11 protein-coding genes are annotated in these 16,642 nt (G+C 68.9%); 2 read left to right on the top strand and 9 right to left on the bottom strand.

The window, feature by feature from the left end:
• Nucleotides 1-75: 75 nt before the first annotated feature.
• The gene (gene zwf, locus AB0E63_RS26625) at nucleotides 76-1,485 is read left to right on the top strand and encodes a glucose-6-phosphate dehydrogenase (protein ID WP_360371717.1); all 1,410 of its coding nucleotides are present in this window, start codon (nucleotides 76-78) and stop codon (nucleotides 1,483-1,485) included.
• A 192-nt stretch (nucleotides 1,486-1,677) separates the two neighbouring features.
• Complete coding sequence (locus AB0E63_RS26630) at nucleotides 1,678-3,792, top strand: LuxR C-terminal-related transcriptional regulator (protein WP_360371720.1); 2,115 nt, start codon at nucleotides 1,678-1,680, stop codon at nucleotides 3,790-3,792.
• A gap of 3 nt (nucleotides 3,793-3,795) precedes the next feature.
• Here the strand turns inward: AB0E63_RS26630 and AB0E63_RS26635 are convergent, their stop codons facing one another.
• The 9 genes from AB0E63_RS26635 to AB0E63_RS26675 form a co-directional block, all read right to left on the bottom strand.
• Nucleotides 3,796-5,349 (bottom strand): GMC family oxidoreductase, encoded by a 1,554-nt coding sequence (locus tag AB0E63_RS26635; protein ID WP_360371723.1) that lies wholly within the window; start codon nucleotides 5,347-5,349, stop codon nucleotides 3,796-3,798.
• A 10-nt stretch (nucleotides 5,350-5,359) separates the two neighbouring features.
• A complete protein-coding gene (locus tag AB0E63_RS26640) occupies nucleotides 5,360-6,694 on the bottom strand; it encodes an NAD(P)/FAD-dependent oxidoreductase (protein ID WP_360371726.1) in 1,335 nt (444 codons plus the stop codon).
• A complete protein-coding gene (locus tag AB0E63_RS26645; RefSeq protein ID WP_360371729.1) occupies nucleotides 6,691-8,550 on the bottom strand; it encodes a glycoside hydrolase family 15 protein in 1,860 nt (619 codons plus the stop codon). The genes AB0E63_RS26640 and AB0E63_RS26645 overlap by 4 nt, the downstream gene beginning before the upstream one ends.
• A 63-nt stretch (nucleotides 8,551-8,613) precedes the next feature.
• Nucleotides 8,614-9,654, bottom strand: a complete 1,041-nt coding sequence (locus AB0E63_RS26650) for a cytochrome d ubiquinol oxidase subunit II (RefSeq protein WP_360371732.1) — start codon at nucleotides 9,652-9,654, stop codon at nucleotides 8,614-8,616.
• Complete coding sequence (locus AB0E63_RS26655) at nucleotides 9,651-11,111, bottom strand: cytochrome ubiquinol oxidase subunit I (RefSeq protein ID WP_360371735.1); 1,461 nt, start codon at nucleotides 11,109-11,111, stop codon at nucleotides 9,651-9,653. The genes AB0E63_RS26650 and AB0E63_RS26655 overlap by 4 nt, the downstream gene beginning before the upstream one ends.
• Before the next feature lie 56 nt (nucleotides 11,112-11,167).
• Nucleotides 11,168-12,229 carry a LuxR C-terminal-related transcriptional regulator gene (locus tag AB0E63_RS26660; protein WP_360371738.1) on the bottom strand — a complete coding sequence of 354 codons (1,062 nt, stop codon included), beginning with the start codon at nucleotides 12,227-12,229 and terminating at the stop codon, nucleotides 11,168-11,170.
• A 128-nt stretch (nucleotides 12,230-12,357) separates the two neighbouring features.
• Complete coding sequence (locus AB0E63_RS26665) at nucleotides 12,358-12,891, bottom strand: hypothetical protein (protein ID WP_360371741.1); 534 nt, start codon at nucleotides 12,889-12,891, stop codon at nucleotides 12,358-12,360.
• A gap of 1 nt (nucleotide 12,892) precedes the next feature.
• On the bottom strand, nucleotides 12,893-14,392 hold the full coding sequence (locus AB0E63_RS26670) for an Nramp family divalent metal transporter (protein WP_360371744.1): 1,500 nt from the start codon (nucleotides 14,390-14,392) through the stop codon (nucleotides 12,893-12,895).
• 94 nt (nucleotides 14,393-14,486) lie between these two features.
• A complete protein-coding gene (locus tag AB0E63_RS26675; RefSeq protein ID WP_360371747.1) occupies nucleotides 14,487-16,628 on the bottom strand; it encodes an acetate--CoA ligase family protein in 2,142 nt (713 codons plus the stop codon).
• Nucleotides 16,629-16,642: the final 14 nt, after the last annotated feature.

A 16,642-nucleotide genomic window follows, 5' to 3' on the forward strand; every position in this document is an offset into this window, starting at 1 on the left:
ATGCCGCTCGGCCGGCCGGCGGATGAGGATGACCTGTGACCGCAGGTTGATCTCCCGGTATCGAAGGAGGCCGGCATGACTTTGACGCCGACGGGTTCGCAGGCGCCGGCCGCGGACGTGCTGGTGATCTTCGGGATCACCGGTGATCTGGCCAAGGTGATGACGTTCCGCTCGCTCTACCAACTCCAGGCGCGCGGTCTGCTCGACTGCCCGATCGTCGGGGTGGCGGCCGACGACTGGACCCTCGACCAACTGGTCGACCGGGCCAGGACGTCGATCGAGGGCACCGGTGTCACCATCGACAAGACCGTCTTCGACAGCTTCGCGGACCGGCTGTCGTACGTCGGTGGCGACTTCACCGACGCGTCCGTCTACGAGCGTGTCGGCCAGGCGATCAAGGGTGCCCAGAATCCGGTCTTCTATCTCGAGATCCCGCCCTTCCTGTTCGGCCGGGTGGTGCAGGGACTCTCCGAGGCCGGGCTGACAACCGGCGCCCGGGTCGTGGTCGAGAAGCCGTTCGGCCACGACCAGCAGTCGGCTCGCGAGCTGGCCGACACACTGCACCAGTACGTCGACGAGTCGCAGCTGTACCGGATCGACCACTACCTCGGGAAGATGGGGCTGGAGGAGATCCTGTACCTGCGGTTCGCGAACGCCATCCTCGAGCCGCTGTGGAGCCGCAACTTCTTGGACTGTGTCCAGATCACCATGGCGGAGAGCTTCGGCGTCGAGGACCGCGGCCACTTCTACGACCCGGTCGGCGCGCTGCGCGACGTGGTCGTCAATCACTTGATGCAGGTGGTCGCAGCGGCCGCGATGGAACCGCCGTCGCGCGGCGATCCGATCACATTGAAGGACTCGCAGGTCGCCTTGTTCCGTGCGATCGAGGAGGCCGATCCGGCCCACTACGTCCGCGGCCAGTACGACGGCTACCTCGCCATCGACGGGGTTGCGAAGGGTTCCACCACCGCGACGTACGCCGCGCTCCGGCTCGACATCGAGAACTGGCGCTGGGCCGGTGTGCCGTTCTTCATCCGCACCGGGAAACGGCTGCCGGTCACCCAGACCGAGCTCCGGCTGGTCTTCAAACGGCCGCCGCGGCTGGGCTTCGGACCCCGCGGGCACATCGCCGAGCCGAACCAGTTGGTGATCAAGCTCGACCCGTCGACCGGGGTCCGGATCCGGGTGGACGCGCACCGTACGGACACCGCCCGGATCGCGCCGATCGAACTGGACATGGAGTTCGCGGCCGAGGGCGGCGAGGGCCCCACGCCGTACGAGGTGCTGCTGCACGCGGCGATGACCGGGCAGAGCACCCGGTTCACGCGCCAGGACGCCGTCGAGGAACAGTGGCGGGTGATGCAACCGCTACTCGACGCACCGACGCCGATCCACACCTACCAGCCCGGGACCTGGGGGCCGGCCGCGGCCGACGAAGTACCGGCCGGGTACGGCGGTTGGCGCAAGCCCTGGATCCCGAGCTGACGTCCAGAACCCCTGGCGCGTTCACCGACCTGGCGTATCGTCAGGCGTGTGCAGGGGCCGGACACTGGTTCGGACGCAGCCTCCGTTCCCGCTGCGCCACCGACAGTGACCCCGCGGGGCCGCAGCGTGGGGTCAGGAGTCCGTGGTGGGCGTGAGCGCCTGGTTCCGCGGACCGCAGTTATCGATCGCTTGATGGAATCGCACGAGCCGGTGGTCGCCGTGGTGGCGCCACCCGGCTACGGCAAGACGACAGTGCTGGCCCAATGGATCGAGCGATTCGGGCCGCGGGTGGCCTGGGTGTCATGCGAACGCTCCGACAACGACCCGGTCACCTTGTGGACGGGCATCCTCGACGCCCTCGACCAGATCGAGCCCGTCGGCGCGGACGCGCGCACTGTGCTGGCTGCATCCGGTGGCGGCGTCGACGTCGTACCCCGGCTGGTCGAGTCGATCAGCGCGTTGCATTCGCCGGTGCTGGTCGTGCTCGACCACGTCGAGGAGATCACCAGCCCCGACTGCGCGACGTCGATCGCCGAGTTCGCGTTCCGGGTCCCGGCCGGCTGGCGGCTCGCCGTCGCGTCGCGGGATGCCGTGCCGCTCCCGCTGTCCAGGTTGCGGGTCGACCGCCGGGTCGTCGAGATCGGCGTCGACAACCTCGCGATGGACGGCGCCGAAGCGGCCGCGCTCCTGCGCCTGGCCGACGCGGAGGTGTCCCCCGCCGAGGTCGACGAGCTGGTGCGGCGTACCGAGGGCTGGCCGGCCGGTCTCTATCTGGCCGCACTGGCGATCCAGTCCGGCTCGCCGGCGACCGGATTCAGCTTCAGCGGCGACGACCGCCTGGTCGACGACTACCTGCGGTCCGAACTGCTGGCGCGGCTCTCCCCCGCCCAGGCGGACTTCCTCGTCCGTACGTCGATTCTCGACCGGATGAGCGGGCCGCTGTGCGACGCCGTCGTCGGCGGGAAGCAGTCGGCCCGGATGCTCGACGATCTCGAACGCCACAACCTGTTGGTCGTCCCCCTCGACCGACGCGGCGAGTGGTACCGGTATCACCATCTGCTGCGCGAGTTCCTGCAGGCCGAGCTCCGGCGCGGCGATCCCGACCTCGGCAGCGAGCTCCATGCCCGCGCCGCCGACTGGTACGAGGCGAACGGGATGGCCGAAGCCGCCGTCGATCACGCCGACGCGGCCGGTGACACCGAACGGGTCGCGCGGCTGGTCCTCGAACTCATGCAACCGGTCTGGGCCAGCGGCCGGGTCGGCACCGTGCGCGGCTGGATGGAACTCCTCGACGGCCGCCCGCGCGTACCGCAGCACGCCGCGGTCGCGGCGCACGGCGCGTTGATCTTCGCCCTGCTCGGCAGGCCGCGCGAGGCCGAGCGCTGGGTCGGCGTCGCCGAGAGTCTCCCCGTCGGCGGGACGTTGCCGGAGGGCACCACCGTCGCGGCGACCCTGGCGTACCTGCGGGCCAATCTCTGCCGGGAGGGACCCGCGGCGATGCGTGCGGACAGCGTCCTGGCCCTCGACGGGCTCAGTCCGGCCAGCCCCTTCCGCGCGACGATGCTGCATTCGGAGGCGATGTCCTGGTTGCTCGAGGGAGAGCTCGAGCGCGCCGACGCCGGGTTCAACCACGCGTACGACGTCGCGACCGGCTTCGGCATCACTCCGCTGGCGGCCCTGGTTCTGGCCGAGCAGTCCCTGATCGCGGCCGAGCGGGGTGAGCGAGCCGCTGCCGAGGCGATGATCAAGCGCGCCGTCGAACTCGTCGACACCGGACACCTCGAGGCTTACTGGACCAGTGCCTTGGTCTACGCGGTCGCCGCGCACGCTGCCGCCCGCCGCGGCGAGATGCGCGAGGCCCGCCAGTTCGTCCGGCGTGCCGCCGAGCTACGACCGCTGCTGACCTACGCCCTCCCGAGCGTGTCGGTCCAGACCCTGCTCGAACTCGCCCGGACGTACATGGCCCTCGTCGACCCGTCCGGCGCTCATGCCGTCCTCGAACAGGCCCACACCATCCTGCGCCGCCGGCCCGACCTCGGCACCCTGCCGGCGGCCGTCGGGCAACTGCGCGCCCGCGTCGACCAGATCACCGTGGCCGCGGCCGCCGGGATGTCCTCGCTGACGACGGCCGAACTGCGACTGGTCCGCCTGCTGCCGACCCATCTGTCGTTCCCGCAGATCGCCGAGCGACTGTACGTCTCGCGCCACACCGTCAAATCGCAGGTGCAGTCGGTCTACCGCAAGCTCGGCGCCTCCTCTCGTGGGGAGGCGGTCGAGATCATGGCCGAGATCGGCATGCCAGGCTGAGGTCTAACCAAGGCGCTCCAGCAAGTGGTCACCGACCCGCAGCGCGTTCGCCATCGCGGTCAGCGCCGGGTTCACCGCGCCGATGCTCGGGAAGAAGCTGGTGTCGACGACATAGAGGTTGTCGAGCTCGTGCGCCTTGCAGTCGCTGTCCAGCACCGAGGTCGCCGCATCGTGCCCGAACCGGACGGTCCCGGCCTGGTGCGCGCACCCCGCGACCGGGATGTCGTTCTTCATGTAGATGCTGCGCGGGATCAGGTGGTGCGGGTGCATGCCCAGCTTGCCCAGGTTCTTCTTGACCCGCTTGTACAACTGCTCCATCGGCTCGCCGTTGTTCGGCGTGTGGGCCAGCACCACGTTCCCGTCGCGGTCGAGCGTCACCCGGTTGTCCGGATCCGGCAGGTCCTCGGCCGACAGCCAGAAGTCGACGGCATGCTCGGCGACGTCGCGCAGCGCGAACGTCGGCGCCAGTAAGGTCTCGACCGGCTTCTCACCGCGGTACATCGGCGCCGACGACTTGCCCACCATCTGCAGGTTGCCCATCGGGTAGTCGAAGTCGGCGTCGCCGAAGTAGTAGTCGTTCATCCCGAGCGTCTTCTGGAACCGGGTGTCGTTCTTCTCGGTCGAGATCGCCAGGAAGGCCCGGCTGTTGTGGAAGATGAAGTTGCGCCCGACCTGGTCGGACCCGTTCGCAAGCCCCCGCGGATGCCGGTCGTTGGCACTCGCGAGCAGGATCTTGGCCGAGTTCACCGCACCGGCCGAGAGTACGACGATGTCGCCGGCGAACCGCTGCTCCGCACCGTCCACCTCGGCGACGACCGCGGTCACGGTCCGGCCGGTGGCGTCGGTCTCGAGGCGCCGTACGAGCGTGTTCCGCAGCAGCGTCACGTTGTCGTGCTCGATCGCGGGCCGGACGGCGATGACGTCCGCGTCCGCCTTCGCGTGGACCAGGCACGGGAACCCGTCGCAGGTCGCGCACCGGATGCACGCGCTGAACGCGGGCCGGCTCTCGTCGAGCATCACCCCGCATGGCGCGTGGAAGGGGTGCAGCCCGACCGCGGCCATGTCGTCGAACAGCGTCTGGATCCGCGGCTCGTGCGAGACCGGTGGATACGGGTACGGCGCCGACGCGGGCGGGTCCGTCGGGTCCTCGCCCCGGGCACCGTGGACCTGGTAGAGCTGTTCGGCCTGGGTGTAGTAGGGCTCCATCACGTCGTACGCGATCGGCCAGGCCGGCGAGATTCCGCCGTGGTGCTTGAGTTCGGCGAAGTCGCGCTCGCGCAGCCGGTACAGCGCGGCGCCGTAGAACTTGGTCGCGCCACCGACGAAGTAGTGCACCTGCGGCTGGAACGGTTTGCCGTCGCGGTCGTACCACTGGTCCGGCGAGACGTAACGGTTGTCGACGAACACGGCCTCGGCGTCCCAGTTCTCGACCTCGCGCGGGAGCCAGTCACCCCGCTCCAGGATCAGGATCCGCCGCCCGGACGGCGCGAGCCGGTGGGCGAGCGTGCCGCCACCTGCTCCCGATCCGACGATGATGACGTCGTACTGCTCGGCCATGGCTGTCTCCTCAGTTGCTGCCGGCCGGCGTGGTCGAGTCGCCTCGGTCGACGATGATGTGCGGAACGTCGGCGGAGTCGTCACCCCAGGCGATCCGCTGCGGCGTTGCGGACCACTCGACGGTCGCGGCGCGGTCGCGGTCGAAGTAGTCCCAGGCCCACGACATGAACGCGTCGGTCTTGCTGTGCGCACCGCTCAGCAGCATCGCGTGCACGCCGAGCCAGGCTGCGAAGGCGAGCGGGCCCTCCATCTGGTGCCGGTGCCGGCCGACCTCGGCGACTGCCGCGTTCCGGCCGATCATCGCCATGATCCCCTTGTCCTTGTAGCGGAACGGCTCGGCCTTCTCGCCGTGCAGCTCACGCAGGATGTTGGCAGCGACCCACGCACCGGACTGCTGCGCGACCGAGCCCAGCTGCGGCAGGATCGTGCCGTCCTTCGCGGGGATGTTCGCGACGTCGCCGATCGCGTAGACATGCGGATGACCGTCCACGGTGAGGTCAGGCTGTACGTCGATCCGCCCGCCACGACCCGTGGTCAGCCCCGTCGCACTCCCCACCACCGAAGCGGCCGACTCGCCGCCGCCCCAGATGACCGTCCGGGTCCGGATCGACGAACCGTCGTCGAACTCGACCCGGTCCGCGTGCACAGCGGCCACTCCCGTCCCCAGTCGCGGATCGGCGCCGTGTTCGGTCAGCCGCTTGTGCGCGTACTTGTGTGACTTGCGGGAGAACGCCGCGAGCAGGGTGCTGCCACGATCGACGACGGTGATCGTCCCCGGCTTCGAGATCCGTTCCGTGGCCACCAGCGCGGCCATGAGTTCGGTCAGCGCTCCGGCGATCTCCACCCCGGTCGGACCGCCGCCGACCACGACGACATCGAGCGCGCCCTCGTCCGGCTGATTGGCGTGGACCGTGGACTGCAGGTGCCGCCGCAACCGCTCCGCGTCGGCGACGGAATACAGGGGGAACGCGTGTTCTGCCGCGCCCGGAACCCCGAAGTACTCCGGTCGCGCGCCGGCCGCGATGACCAGGTGCGAGCCCGTGATCCGATCGCCGCCGGACAGCGTCACAGCGAGATTCCCGGCGTCGATCTCGGCGACATCGGCGGTCCGGATCTCGACCGTCGGGTACTCGCGGAAGATGGCCCGGTGCGGCCGGGCAATGTCCTCGGCGGGCAGTTGCGATGTGGCGACCTGGTAGAGCAACGGCTGGAACTGGTGGTAGTCGTTGCGGTCGACCAGCGTGACCCGGATCCCTTCGTCCCCGAGGCCGTGAGCGCACGCGACCCCGGCCAGCCCGCCGCCGAGTACGACGACGTGCGGGCCCTCGTCCTTCTGCCCGGTCACAGCGACAGCTCCTCCCGGAAGTCGGCCAGGATGATCCGGCCGGCCGCTCCGATCAGAGCGAGGTGCGAGAACGCCTGCGGGAAGTTGCCCAGGTGCCGGGCCCTGTCCACCTCGAACTCCTCGGCGTACAGGCCGAGCTTGGACTCGATCCGCAGCAGCCGCTCCAACTGACTCCGGGCCCGGTCGATCTCACCGACCATCGCGAGCGCCGAGACCAGCCAGAACGAGCAGATCAGGAACGTGCCCTCCTTGCCGGACAGACCGTCGTCGGTCTCGTCGGTCTTGTAGCGCAGCACGAACCCGTTCTCGGTCAGCTCGTTGTCGATCGCCTCGACGGTCGCCCGCATCCGTTCGTCGCCGGCCGGCAGGAAGCCGAACAGCGGAGCCAGCAGGGTCGACGCGTCCAGCGCGTCGGTCTCGTAATGCTGTCGCAGGACCCCGCGGTCGCTCACCCCGTGCTCGAGGATGTCCTCGCGGATCTCCTCGGCCGCCTTCGCCCACAGGTCGCCGAGGTCCTCCTCGTTGCGAATCCGGGCCAGCCTGGCCGCGCGGTCCAGGGCCACCCAGCCCATCAGCTTCGAGGAGACGTAGTGCTGAGGATTGCCGCGGGCCTCCCAGATTCCCTGGTCCGGATCGCGCCAGTGCGCGATCGCGCACTCTGCCTGCGATTGGACCAGCGGCCAGAGCCGGCGCGGCAGCCGCTTGCTCCGGACGGTGTGCAGCAGCACCGAGTCCAGCACTGCCCCGAACACGTCGTTCTGCCGTTGGTTGTAGGCGCCGTTGCCGATCCGCACCGGGCTGGCGCCCTCGTAGCCGGAGAGGTCGTCGCGGGTCGTCTCGGCCAGGTCGCGGCGGCCGTCGATGCCGTACATGATCTGCAGCGCACCGTCCGAGTCCGGCTCCAGGTCGGCGACGAACTGCATGAACTCGTTGGCCTCCCAATCCAGGTTCAGGTAGTGCAGCGCCTGCAGAGTGAACGTGCTGTCCCGGATCCAGGTGTAGCGGTAGTCCCAGTTGCGTTCGCCACCCGGCGTCTCCGGCAACGACGTGGTGAGCGCGGCGATCGTCGCTCCGGTCGGCATGTACGTGAGACCCTTGATGGTCAGCGCCGAGCGTTCCAGTGGATGCCGGTACCGATGGTCGGGGATCCGGGCCCTGGCCAGCCAGTTGCGCCAGAACCGGATCGTCGCGGCGATGCGTGCCTCCGCGTCGGCCAGGTCCGCCGGTGACGCCAGTCCGTCGGCCCACGAGAGCGCGCAGTAGACCTTCTCTCCCGTGGAGATGACGTGCCGGGCCCGGGCGGAGCCACCCTCGATGCCGATCAGCATGTCGGTGCTCAGCCGGAAGGTCTGGTCGGCCCCGGTCGCGTCCGCCGCGTGCGCGTCCTCGCCGACCATCGTCCACTCGGCCGGGACCCGGCCGTAGTCGAAGGCGGGCTCGCAGACGAGTTCCACCTCGACCGAGCCCTCGAGGCACTCGATGGTCCGGATCAGCATGTGGTCGGCGTCGTCGTCGGCCGGCGGGCGGGTGTGCGGGGTGACGGTGTCGGGGCCTTTCGACGGACCCATCGTCAGCGCGTCGTGGACGAGCAGCCAGCCGGCCGGGGTGTGCCAGGTGGTCGTCATGACGTTGGTGCCCGGCACGTACGTCCGGGCGGTCGGCTGGTTGATCCCGTACGGCCCGAACCGGAACGACCCGGCACCGCGGTCCAGCAGGTTGCCGAACGCGCTCGGCGCGTCGAACGCCGGCACACAGAGCCAGTCGACCGATCCGTCCGGGGCCACCAGCGCGCCGGTGTGGCAGTTCGACAGGAACGCGTAGTCGGCGATCGGTGGGAACGGTGAGGTCGAGGTCATGGCGGGGCTCCTTCACACTCGCGGGCCTATCTCCACCATCGGCCGGTCGAACGGAACGGCAAATCACCCGCCAGTGATGATTGTGCGGTCACCGGCGTCCTCGGTCCCCTCCTCGGAGAGCTGCGCACGCTGCTCGAGCACGTAGAGCAGGACGAAACCAGGCACCACGATCACCAGTGCCAGCCCGACCGCCACGAGCAACGTGACCAAGGTGCCCTCGGGTGCGGCGGCCGCCGAGACGGTCAAGCTCTCCGGCAGGATGTACGGCCACTGGGCGATGCCCCAGCTGACGATGATCAGGGCCACCGCCAGGATGGCGAGAACCCGCGCGCCGCGAGCGGCGTACCGCATCAACAGCACCAGGGCGCCGAATCCGCAGACCACACTGAGGATCGCGGTCGGAAGTGCTCTCGACGTCAGGCCGTCGAAGACGTGCGGTGCGTCGGCGTTCAGAACGAACAGGCCGACCACCGCGACCACTGCCGCGGCGACGGCGCTCACCACGGCCCGGCGGCGGAAGTACTCGGCCATCGCGAACTGGCGGAAATGCCTCGCGTCCCACACCAGGTACACCGCCGCCAGGTACGCCGCCGCCACGACCCCGAGCACCCCGGTCACCACCGACGTCGGGTTCAGCCAGCTGTCCACCGGGTCGCCGGCCTTGCCACCCGACGGCACGTGCCCCGACGCGATGCCACCCGCGATCGCACCCATGCAGAACGGCACGAGCACCGACGACAGCGCGAACGCCCCGCCGAACACCCGCCGGAACCGCAACGTCACCACCGCCTTACGGAAGGCGAAACTCGCTCCGCGCAGGACGATCCCGAACGCGGCCAGGGTGAGCGGGACGAACAACGTCAGCACGATCGACTCGTACGCCGCCGGGAAGGCGGTCCAGGTGACGACGAAGATGAAGATCAGCCAGACGTGGTTCGCCTCCCACACCGGACCGATCGACCGCTCGATCACCGCGCGCGGTTCCGCGCCGCGCTCGGGTCCGCCCGCGGTCAGGTCCCAGAACCCGGCGCCGAAGTCCGCTCCACCGAACACCGCGTACGCCGCGAGGGCGAGCAGCAGCACGACCGCGATCGTCGTACTCACGGTGCCCGCTCCTCGACCGCCTCGGTCTCCTTCCCGCCCTGCTCCCGGTCCTCCTTCACGGCCGCCTCCGGCGCGGGCCCGTACGGCGTGTCGCTGTCGACGAAACCGCCCGCCCGGCGGAAGCGCCGGCTCATCCCCCGCAGCACCAGGATCGTCGTGACGCCGAGCGCGACGTAGAGCACGAACACGGCGATGAAAGTGATCCAGACGCCGGTGTTGGCGGTGGCCGCCTCCTCCACCTTCATCTGCTTGTAGACGATCCACGGTTGCCGGCCGACCTCGGTGACGATCCAGCCCGCCTCCATCGTGATGACCGCGAGCACGCCGCTGCACGCGGCGGCACGCAGGAACCACCTGCTCTTGGGCATCCGCCGGCGGAAGAGCCACGTCACGCCGTACCAAACCGACAGCAGGAACAGAGCGGAGCCGAGCCCGACCATGACGTCCCACGCCAGGTGGACGATGTTCGTCTCCGAGATGGTCGGCCGATCCCCGACCGGGACACTGTTCAGGCCTTGTACGACGGTCGCCGTGCCGGTGCTCGGATCGGACAGCCAGGACGCCAGTCCCGGGATCGGGATCCCACCGGAGACTGTGTCGTTCGAGTTCAGCTTGCCGAGCAAGGTCTCCGGTACGTCGGAACGCGTCGTCGGCACCAGTTCGATCGCGGCGAACTTCTCCGGCTGGTTGTTGTACACCCAGCGGGCCAGCGCGTCGCCGACCCCCATCTGGATCGGCGTCATGATCGCGGCGACCGTGAACGCGATGGTGAACCCGATCCGGTGGTACCGGTCGTTCCGGCCGCGCAGCATCCCGGTCGCGTACACCGACGCGACCAGGAACCCGCCGACCAGGTACGCCGCGATCACCATGTGCGCTGCCTGCAACGGCATCGCGTCGTTGAAGATCACCTCGAGCGGGTCGACCTCGGTGATCTCTCCGTTCGCGTTCATCGTGAAGCCGGCGGGCGCGTTCATCCACGCGTTCGCCGCGACCACCGAGATCGAGCCGAAGATGCCGGCGATCACGATCGGTACGCCCGTCCAGAAGTGCGTCCACGGCTTCAGCCGGCGCCAGCCGAAGAGATAGATCGCGACGAAGATCGCCTCGGTGAAGAAGAACAGCCCCTCGAACGCGAACGGGATGCCGAACGCCTCGCCGTAGACGCCCATGAACCGCGGCCAGAGCAGCCCGAACTCGAAGCTCAGCACGGTCCCGGTCACCGCACCGACGGCGAACGTCACGGCCATGTACTTCGACCACCGCTGCGCCAGCACCAGCGCGTCGTGGTCGGCACGCTTGATCCCGCGGTAGTTGGCGATCAGCGTCATGAACGCCCACGACACCCCGAGCGGCACCAGGATGATGTGGAAGGCGAGCGTGAACGCCATCTGCGCCCGCGCCCACGGAACCGGGTTCACGGCCGCGACGGCCAGAGCGGTGACGGTCTCCCCCATGATTCGACTCTTTCCGGTCCGGGCCGCACCGGGCATCATCCGACGAGAGTGATTCCTCAGACCAGGTTGAGGTCCCACGCCCGGCGAACGGCCCCGTTACGGCTCGTCACCGAGAGTTTCCGCAAGATGTTCCGTACGTGCGTCTTCACGGTGTTGGCCGAGATGAACAGCTCGGCGGCGATCTCGCTCGTGGTGCGCAGCTTCGCGAGCAATCGCAGTACGTCGAGCTCCCGCTCCGACAGGTCCTCGACGATCGATGCCGGGTCGTCCGCCCGGCCTGCGGCCGCTGTCTGCTCCGGGCGCAGCCAGCCGGCCAGCGAGCGCAGCGCCGGATCGTCGCGGATGATCGCCCGGAGCCGCGCGGGGGTGTGCATGAACGGGCGGCGGATCCGCTCGCCGCGAGCGAGCAACAGCGCCTTGGCGATCCCGGACCTCCCACCGGCGGAATTCCCGTCGAGCCATTCGGCCCACGCGAGGTCCAGAAGATCCTGCACCCCCTGCGATGCGGTCATCGGCCGGCGGTGGGTCACGTCGTGCGGCCTGGCCCGGTCCAGACCGACTCCCGCCGCCTCGGCCTCGACGTACCCGCGCAGCCAGCTGTCCGGCGGTTCCGAGTTCCGCAGCGCACACCGGGCGCCGACCCGATCGCCCCGGTCCCGCATCAGCCGTACGCGCAACAGCCCGAACATCGAGCTCAGCAGGCTGTCGTCCTGCGTCTCGCGGAGCCGGCGAGCGCGGTCGAGGGAATGCTGGGCCCGGGCGAGCTCCTGACGTTCGAGGGCCACCCACGCATGCGCCAGATGTGTTGCGGCGGGACGCTCCGCCGCGGCGACGGACTTCTCGGCGAATCGCATGGCCGTGTCCGCAAGCCCTTGTCCGCGGGACAGCTGTCCACGGCAGGCTTCGGCGAGTGACAGCGTGGCGACGCATCGCAACCGGAGATCCTCGCAGTCACCCGCAGCGGCCGACCGGACCGCGTCGGCGAGCACAGCACACGCGACATCGAGGTCGCCGCCGCGGAGGAACGCCGTACCCTCCGCACTCAGAACCAGTGCCGGCAGCACTGCGGTCCCGTGCGCGGCCAGCTCCTCCCGCTCTGCCCGCGTATCCACTCTCATGCCCTGGCCCCCTCCGCACAGCCTGCTTCGCACCGTCCGGCCAGGCCGGACGGTGCGAACGGTCCCTTCCTTCAACTGTGGGGTTCACGGACGGCACCCGGCATCGCCCCGATGGGGTGAAGCGGGGATCAGGTGACGCGTTTGGGGCGACCTCGGCCGGTGGCGGCTTTGCGGGCCTCCAGGGCGGCCGCGAGGTGGGCGTACTGCTCCACCGTGCGGCGCGCGTACTGGTTGTGGTCCAGGATGCGTGGCCACCAGTGGCGGCCGAGTTGCTCGTGCATCCAGAGGAAGCCGATCGCGAAGCCCATGCTGACCAGGGCCCGGAACGCGAGGAACTTCCACGGTTCCGGTGGCAGTCCCGGCGTACCGGCGACCACCCATTCGGTCACGACCGCGTGCACCAGCAGGGCGAGCGGGAAGCCGATCACCCAGTAGACCGCCGCCGGCGCGAACACTCCGGCGGGGACCTTGCCCAGTCCGACGAGTACGGCGTACCCGGCGCCGAACAGCATGAGCGGGACACCGAGGCCGAGGCCGGTGACCACTGCCCAGCCGGCGGGCTGACCGACGAACGCGGCCAGACCACCGGCGATCAACCCGGCCGCGGCACCTACCGCGGTGGCCGGGACCGAGAACTCCGCGAGCTGCTTCAGATGAGTCATGTCAGCCCACAGCCACGCCGAAGCGGAACAGGCAGTAGAACAGCATGCCCAGGTAGAACACCGCGCCGAACCCGATGATCACGTTGCGCACCGGTCCAGGGCGGATCGGCTTGGGCAGCAGCTTGTTGTTCACCAGGAGCAACACGATGCAGTACGCGCCCATCGCGAATGTGGACAGGAAGGCGAGCGTGTCCAGGATCCCTGCCGGTCCGTCGGCCGGACCGAACAACAGGATCAGGATCCCGAAGACGATGACACCCCACAGGAACCCGGCGTACAGCCTCGACATCGAGAACCGCTTGGCTCCCGGTACGAAGTAGTACGTCATATCGGCCTGGCCGCGGGAGAACGAGTCGAACAGACCGAGGGTCGCGTTCAGCCCGATCAGTGCGATGAAGGCGAAGAACAGCGTGCCCAGGACCGGGCTGCCGGCCGACGCGAACGCGTCCGACATCGCCTTCAGCGCCGCCTCGCGGTCACCGCCTTCGATCAGCGAAGCCACGTTCGGGTTCGTCCGGGCCGCCGACATGGCCAGCACGGTGAACGAGATCGTGACCAGCATCGTGATGCCCCAGAACAGCAGGATCGCGTCGAACGTGACCCACTTGCGCCAGCCCTTCCACTTGGCCAGCTCCGTCGCGTCCTCGGTGTCGAACATGAAGCCCCGCGACGGCATCGACTCGGCCTCGTCGGCCGCTCGCAGACCGCGGATCTTCGGGATGTGCGCACCCATGCCGGCACCGCTGTCCCGCAGTTGCAGCGTGTACCACATCTGCTGCATGCCGGACGGCCCGGCGAACGCGATCGACCCGACCACGACCGGGAACCAGGCCGACGTCATCGCCTCGTGCGGGAAGTACCCGAAGGCGAACATGCCGGACAGCGTCCGGCCGAGGTCGTCCCAGCTGCCGACGATCGCCGCGATCACCGACGTACCGACGACCAGCAGGCCGATCAGCAGACCGAGCAGTTTCTCGAGGAAGTTGTAGATCACCGACAACAAGCTGAACAGCACACCGACGAACACCAGAGCCACGCAAGCGGTGACCTGCCAGGGTATGCCGGAGATCTCCTCGAATGCGGCCGCACCGGCGGACAGATGACCCGGCCACATATAGATCAGGATCGCCGCGACGTAGAAGAACCACATCATCGGTTTGAAGATCCGCGCCGCCCCGAAGAAGATGCTCTCCCCGGTCGCCATCGCGTACCGGGCCATCTCCAGCAGGACGAACGCCTGCAGGGTGACACCGACCATGAACAGCCAGCGGATGTCCGGCCCGAACACCAGGACGAGCCGGGGCCACATGTAGGACTCGCCCATGCCGACGCCCAGTGCGACCAGGAAGACGGTCGGACCGAGGATGTGCATCGAGGGCGGCGCGTCCGGAAGCTTCCGGATCGGCATCGGTTCGAGCCGGCCCGCGCGCCAGACCTTCTCGGTCACTGCCGCGGCGGCGGGCTCTTCAGGTACTTCTGAGGTCTTGCTTGTGACGTCCAAGGCGGACTCCTTAGATCGACGCCAGCATGGGCTTTACCGCTCCCCCGTGCACTCCCCCCGTTCCAAACGCATCACCGGCTTCCTCCGACAGGGGTTATCCGAGCGGCCCGGCGTTGCGGGCCCAGCGGTATTTGGCACCGAGCACCTGGACAGGGGTCTCGGTGGTGTACGGGTACGCGACCACACCGTGGTCGAACAGGTACTGACTGGCTTCCTCGACCTCGACGTCACCGGACAGCGAGGCCACCACCGGCTTGTCGATGCCCTTGGCCCGGAACTCCTCGACCACCTCGGCGACCAGCTTCGCGAACACCATCGGCGGTGTCACGATCGTGTGCCAGTAGCCCAGGATCAAGGCGTGGATCCGCTCGTCGGAAAGCCCGAGCGCGATCGTGTTGCGGTACGTCGACGGCGGCTCGCCACCGGTGATGTCGACCGGGTTGCCGGCGGCACCGAACGGCGGGATGAACTCGCGGAACGCGGCGTCCAGATCGGCCGGGATGTCCATCAGCGTCAGCCCGGCGTCCACGCAGGCGTCCGACAGCAGTACGCCGGAACCGCCCGCGCCGGTGATGATGACGACGTTCTCGCCCTTCGGCGTGGGCAGCAGCGGGATGCCGCGGGCGTACTGGAGCATCTCGTTCAGCCCCGGCGCCCGGACCACACCGCTCTGCCTGAGGATGTCGTCGTACACCTTGTCGTTGCCGGCCAGGGCGCCGGTGTGCGAGCTCGCGGCCCGCGCGCCCAGGTCGGTGCGGCCGGCCTTCAAGACGACGACCGGCTTCTGCTTCGACACCCGGGCCGCCGTCTCGGCGAACGCCCGGCCGTCCTTCAAATCCTCCAGATGCATGGCGATCAGGTTGGTGTTGTCGTCGTTCTCGAAGAACGTCAGGAGGTCATCCTCGTCGATGTCAGCCTTGTTGCCTACCCCAACAATCGCCGAAACGCCCATCCGGCTGGACCGGCTGAAGCCGAGGATCGCCATCCCGATCCCGCCGCTCTGTGACGAAAGCGCAACACTTCCCCGCACGTCGTACGGCGTGCAGAACGTGGCGCAGAGGCTCTCCGGCAGGTAGTAGTAGCCGTAGATGTTCGGGCCCAGGATGCGGACGTTGTGCTTGCGGGCGATCGCGACGACCTCGTCCTGCAGGTCCTGCTCACCGGTCTCGGCGAACCCGGAAGGGATCAGGATCGCGCCCGCGACCCCCTTCTGGCCGCACTGCTCGAGCGCGCCGCCGACGAACTTGGCCGGTACGGCGAACACTGCGACGTCCACGTCACCCGGGACATCGGTGATGCTGGGGAACGCCTTCAGCCCCAGGATCTCGTCGGCCTTCGGGTTGATCGGGTAGATGTCACCGGCGTACCCGCCGTTGACCAGGTTCTTCATCACCGAGTTGCCGATCTTGCCGGCCTCGTTCGACGCCCCGATCACGGCCACCGCGCGCGGCTTCATGATCCGGGTCATCGCGGTCAGGATCTCCTCCTGGCTGTACCGATCGACCGGCTTGCCGGCCTCGGCGTCCACGATGATCCGGAAGTCCACCGCGGTCGAGCCGTCCGGGCCGGCCAGCACCGGGTTCAGGTCGACCTCGGCGAACTGCGGGAAGTCGGTGACCAGGTCCGACAGCCGCTTGATCAGGTCACCGACCGCGTCCTTGTCGACCGGCTTGGCGCCGCGGACGCCTTCCAGCATCTCGTGCGCGCTGATCCCGTCGACCATCGCGCGCGCCTCCTCCGCCGTCAGCGGGGCGAGGCGGAAGGTGACGTCCTTGAGCACCTCCACAAGGACGCCACCCAGTCCGAAGGCGACCACCTTCCCGAACGTCGGGTCGGTGACCGCGCCGACGATGACCTCCTGCACGTCACCGCCGGTGACCAGCATCTTCTGCACCTGGACGCCGACGATCTCGGCGTCCGCTTTGTAGGCTTTCGCATTGTCGACAATCGTCGCGAACGCCTGCTGGGCAGCCTGTTCGGAGTCCACGCCGACCACCACGCCGCCGGCGTCGGTCTTGTGCAGGATGTCCGGCGACACGATTTTCAGTACGACGGGGAAGCCGATCTCGGCCGCGAGACCGGCCGCTCCCTCGGCAGTCGTGGCCAGCCCCTCGCCCGGTGTCGGGATGCCGTACGCGTCCGCGACCTGCTTGGCCTCGGGTGCGCTCAGCGAGGTGCGGCCGTCCGCCAGAGCCTGGTCGAGGATGGTCCGGACTGCTGCCTTGTCATAGGTCATTGCGATGAACTCCA

Origin of the sequence: Kribbella sp. NPDC026596 (assembly GCF_040638415.1) — a bacterium.
GTDB lineage: Bacteria > Actinomycetota > Actinomycetes > Propionibacteriales > Kribbellaceae > Kribbella.

Excerpts from the sequence above, each read along its gene's own strand:
- zwf (WP_360371717.1), top strand. The coding sequence starts at position 76 with ATGACTTTGACGCCGACGGGTTCGCAGGCGCCGGCCGCGGACGTGCTG.
- AB0E63_RS26630 (WP_360371720.1), top strand. The coding sequence starts at position 1,678 with ATGGAATCGCACGAGCCGGTGGTCGCCGTGGTGGCGCCACCCGGCTAC.
- AB0E63_RS26635 (WP_360371723.1), bottom strand. The coding sequence starts at position 5,349 with ATGGCCGAGCAGTACGACGTCATCATCGTCGGATCGGGAGCAGGTGGC.
- AB0E63_RS26645 (WP_360371729.1), bottom strand. The coding sequence starts at position 8,550 with ATGACCTCGACCTCACCGTTCCCACCGATCGCCGACTACGCGTTCCTG.
- AB0E63_RS26655 (WP_360371735.1), bottom strand. The coding sequence starts at position 11,111 with ATGGGGGAGACCGTCACCGCTCTGGCCGTCGCGGCCGTGAACCCGGTT.
- AB0E63_RS26660 (WP_360371738.1), bottom strand. The coding sequence starts at position 12,229 with ATGAGAGTGGATACGCGGGCAGAGCGGGAGGAGCTGGCCGCGCACGGG.
- AB0E63_RS26665 (WP_360371741.1), bottom strand. The coding sequence starts at position 12,891 with ATGACTCATCTGAAGCAGCTCGCGGAGTTCTCGGTCCCGGCCACCGCG.
- AB0E63_RS26675 (WP_360371747.1), bottom strand. The coding sequence starts at position 16,628 with ATGACCTATGACAAGGCAGCAGTCCGGACCATCCTCGACCAGGCTCTG.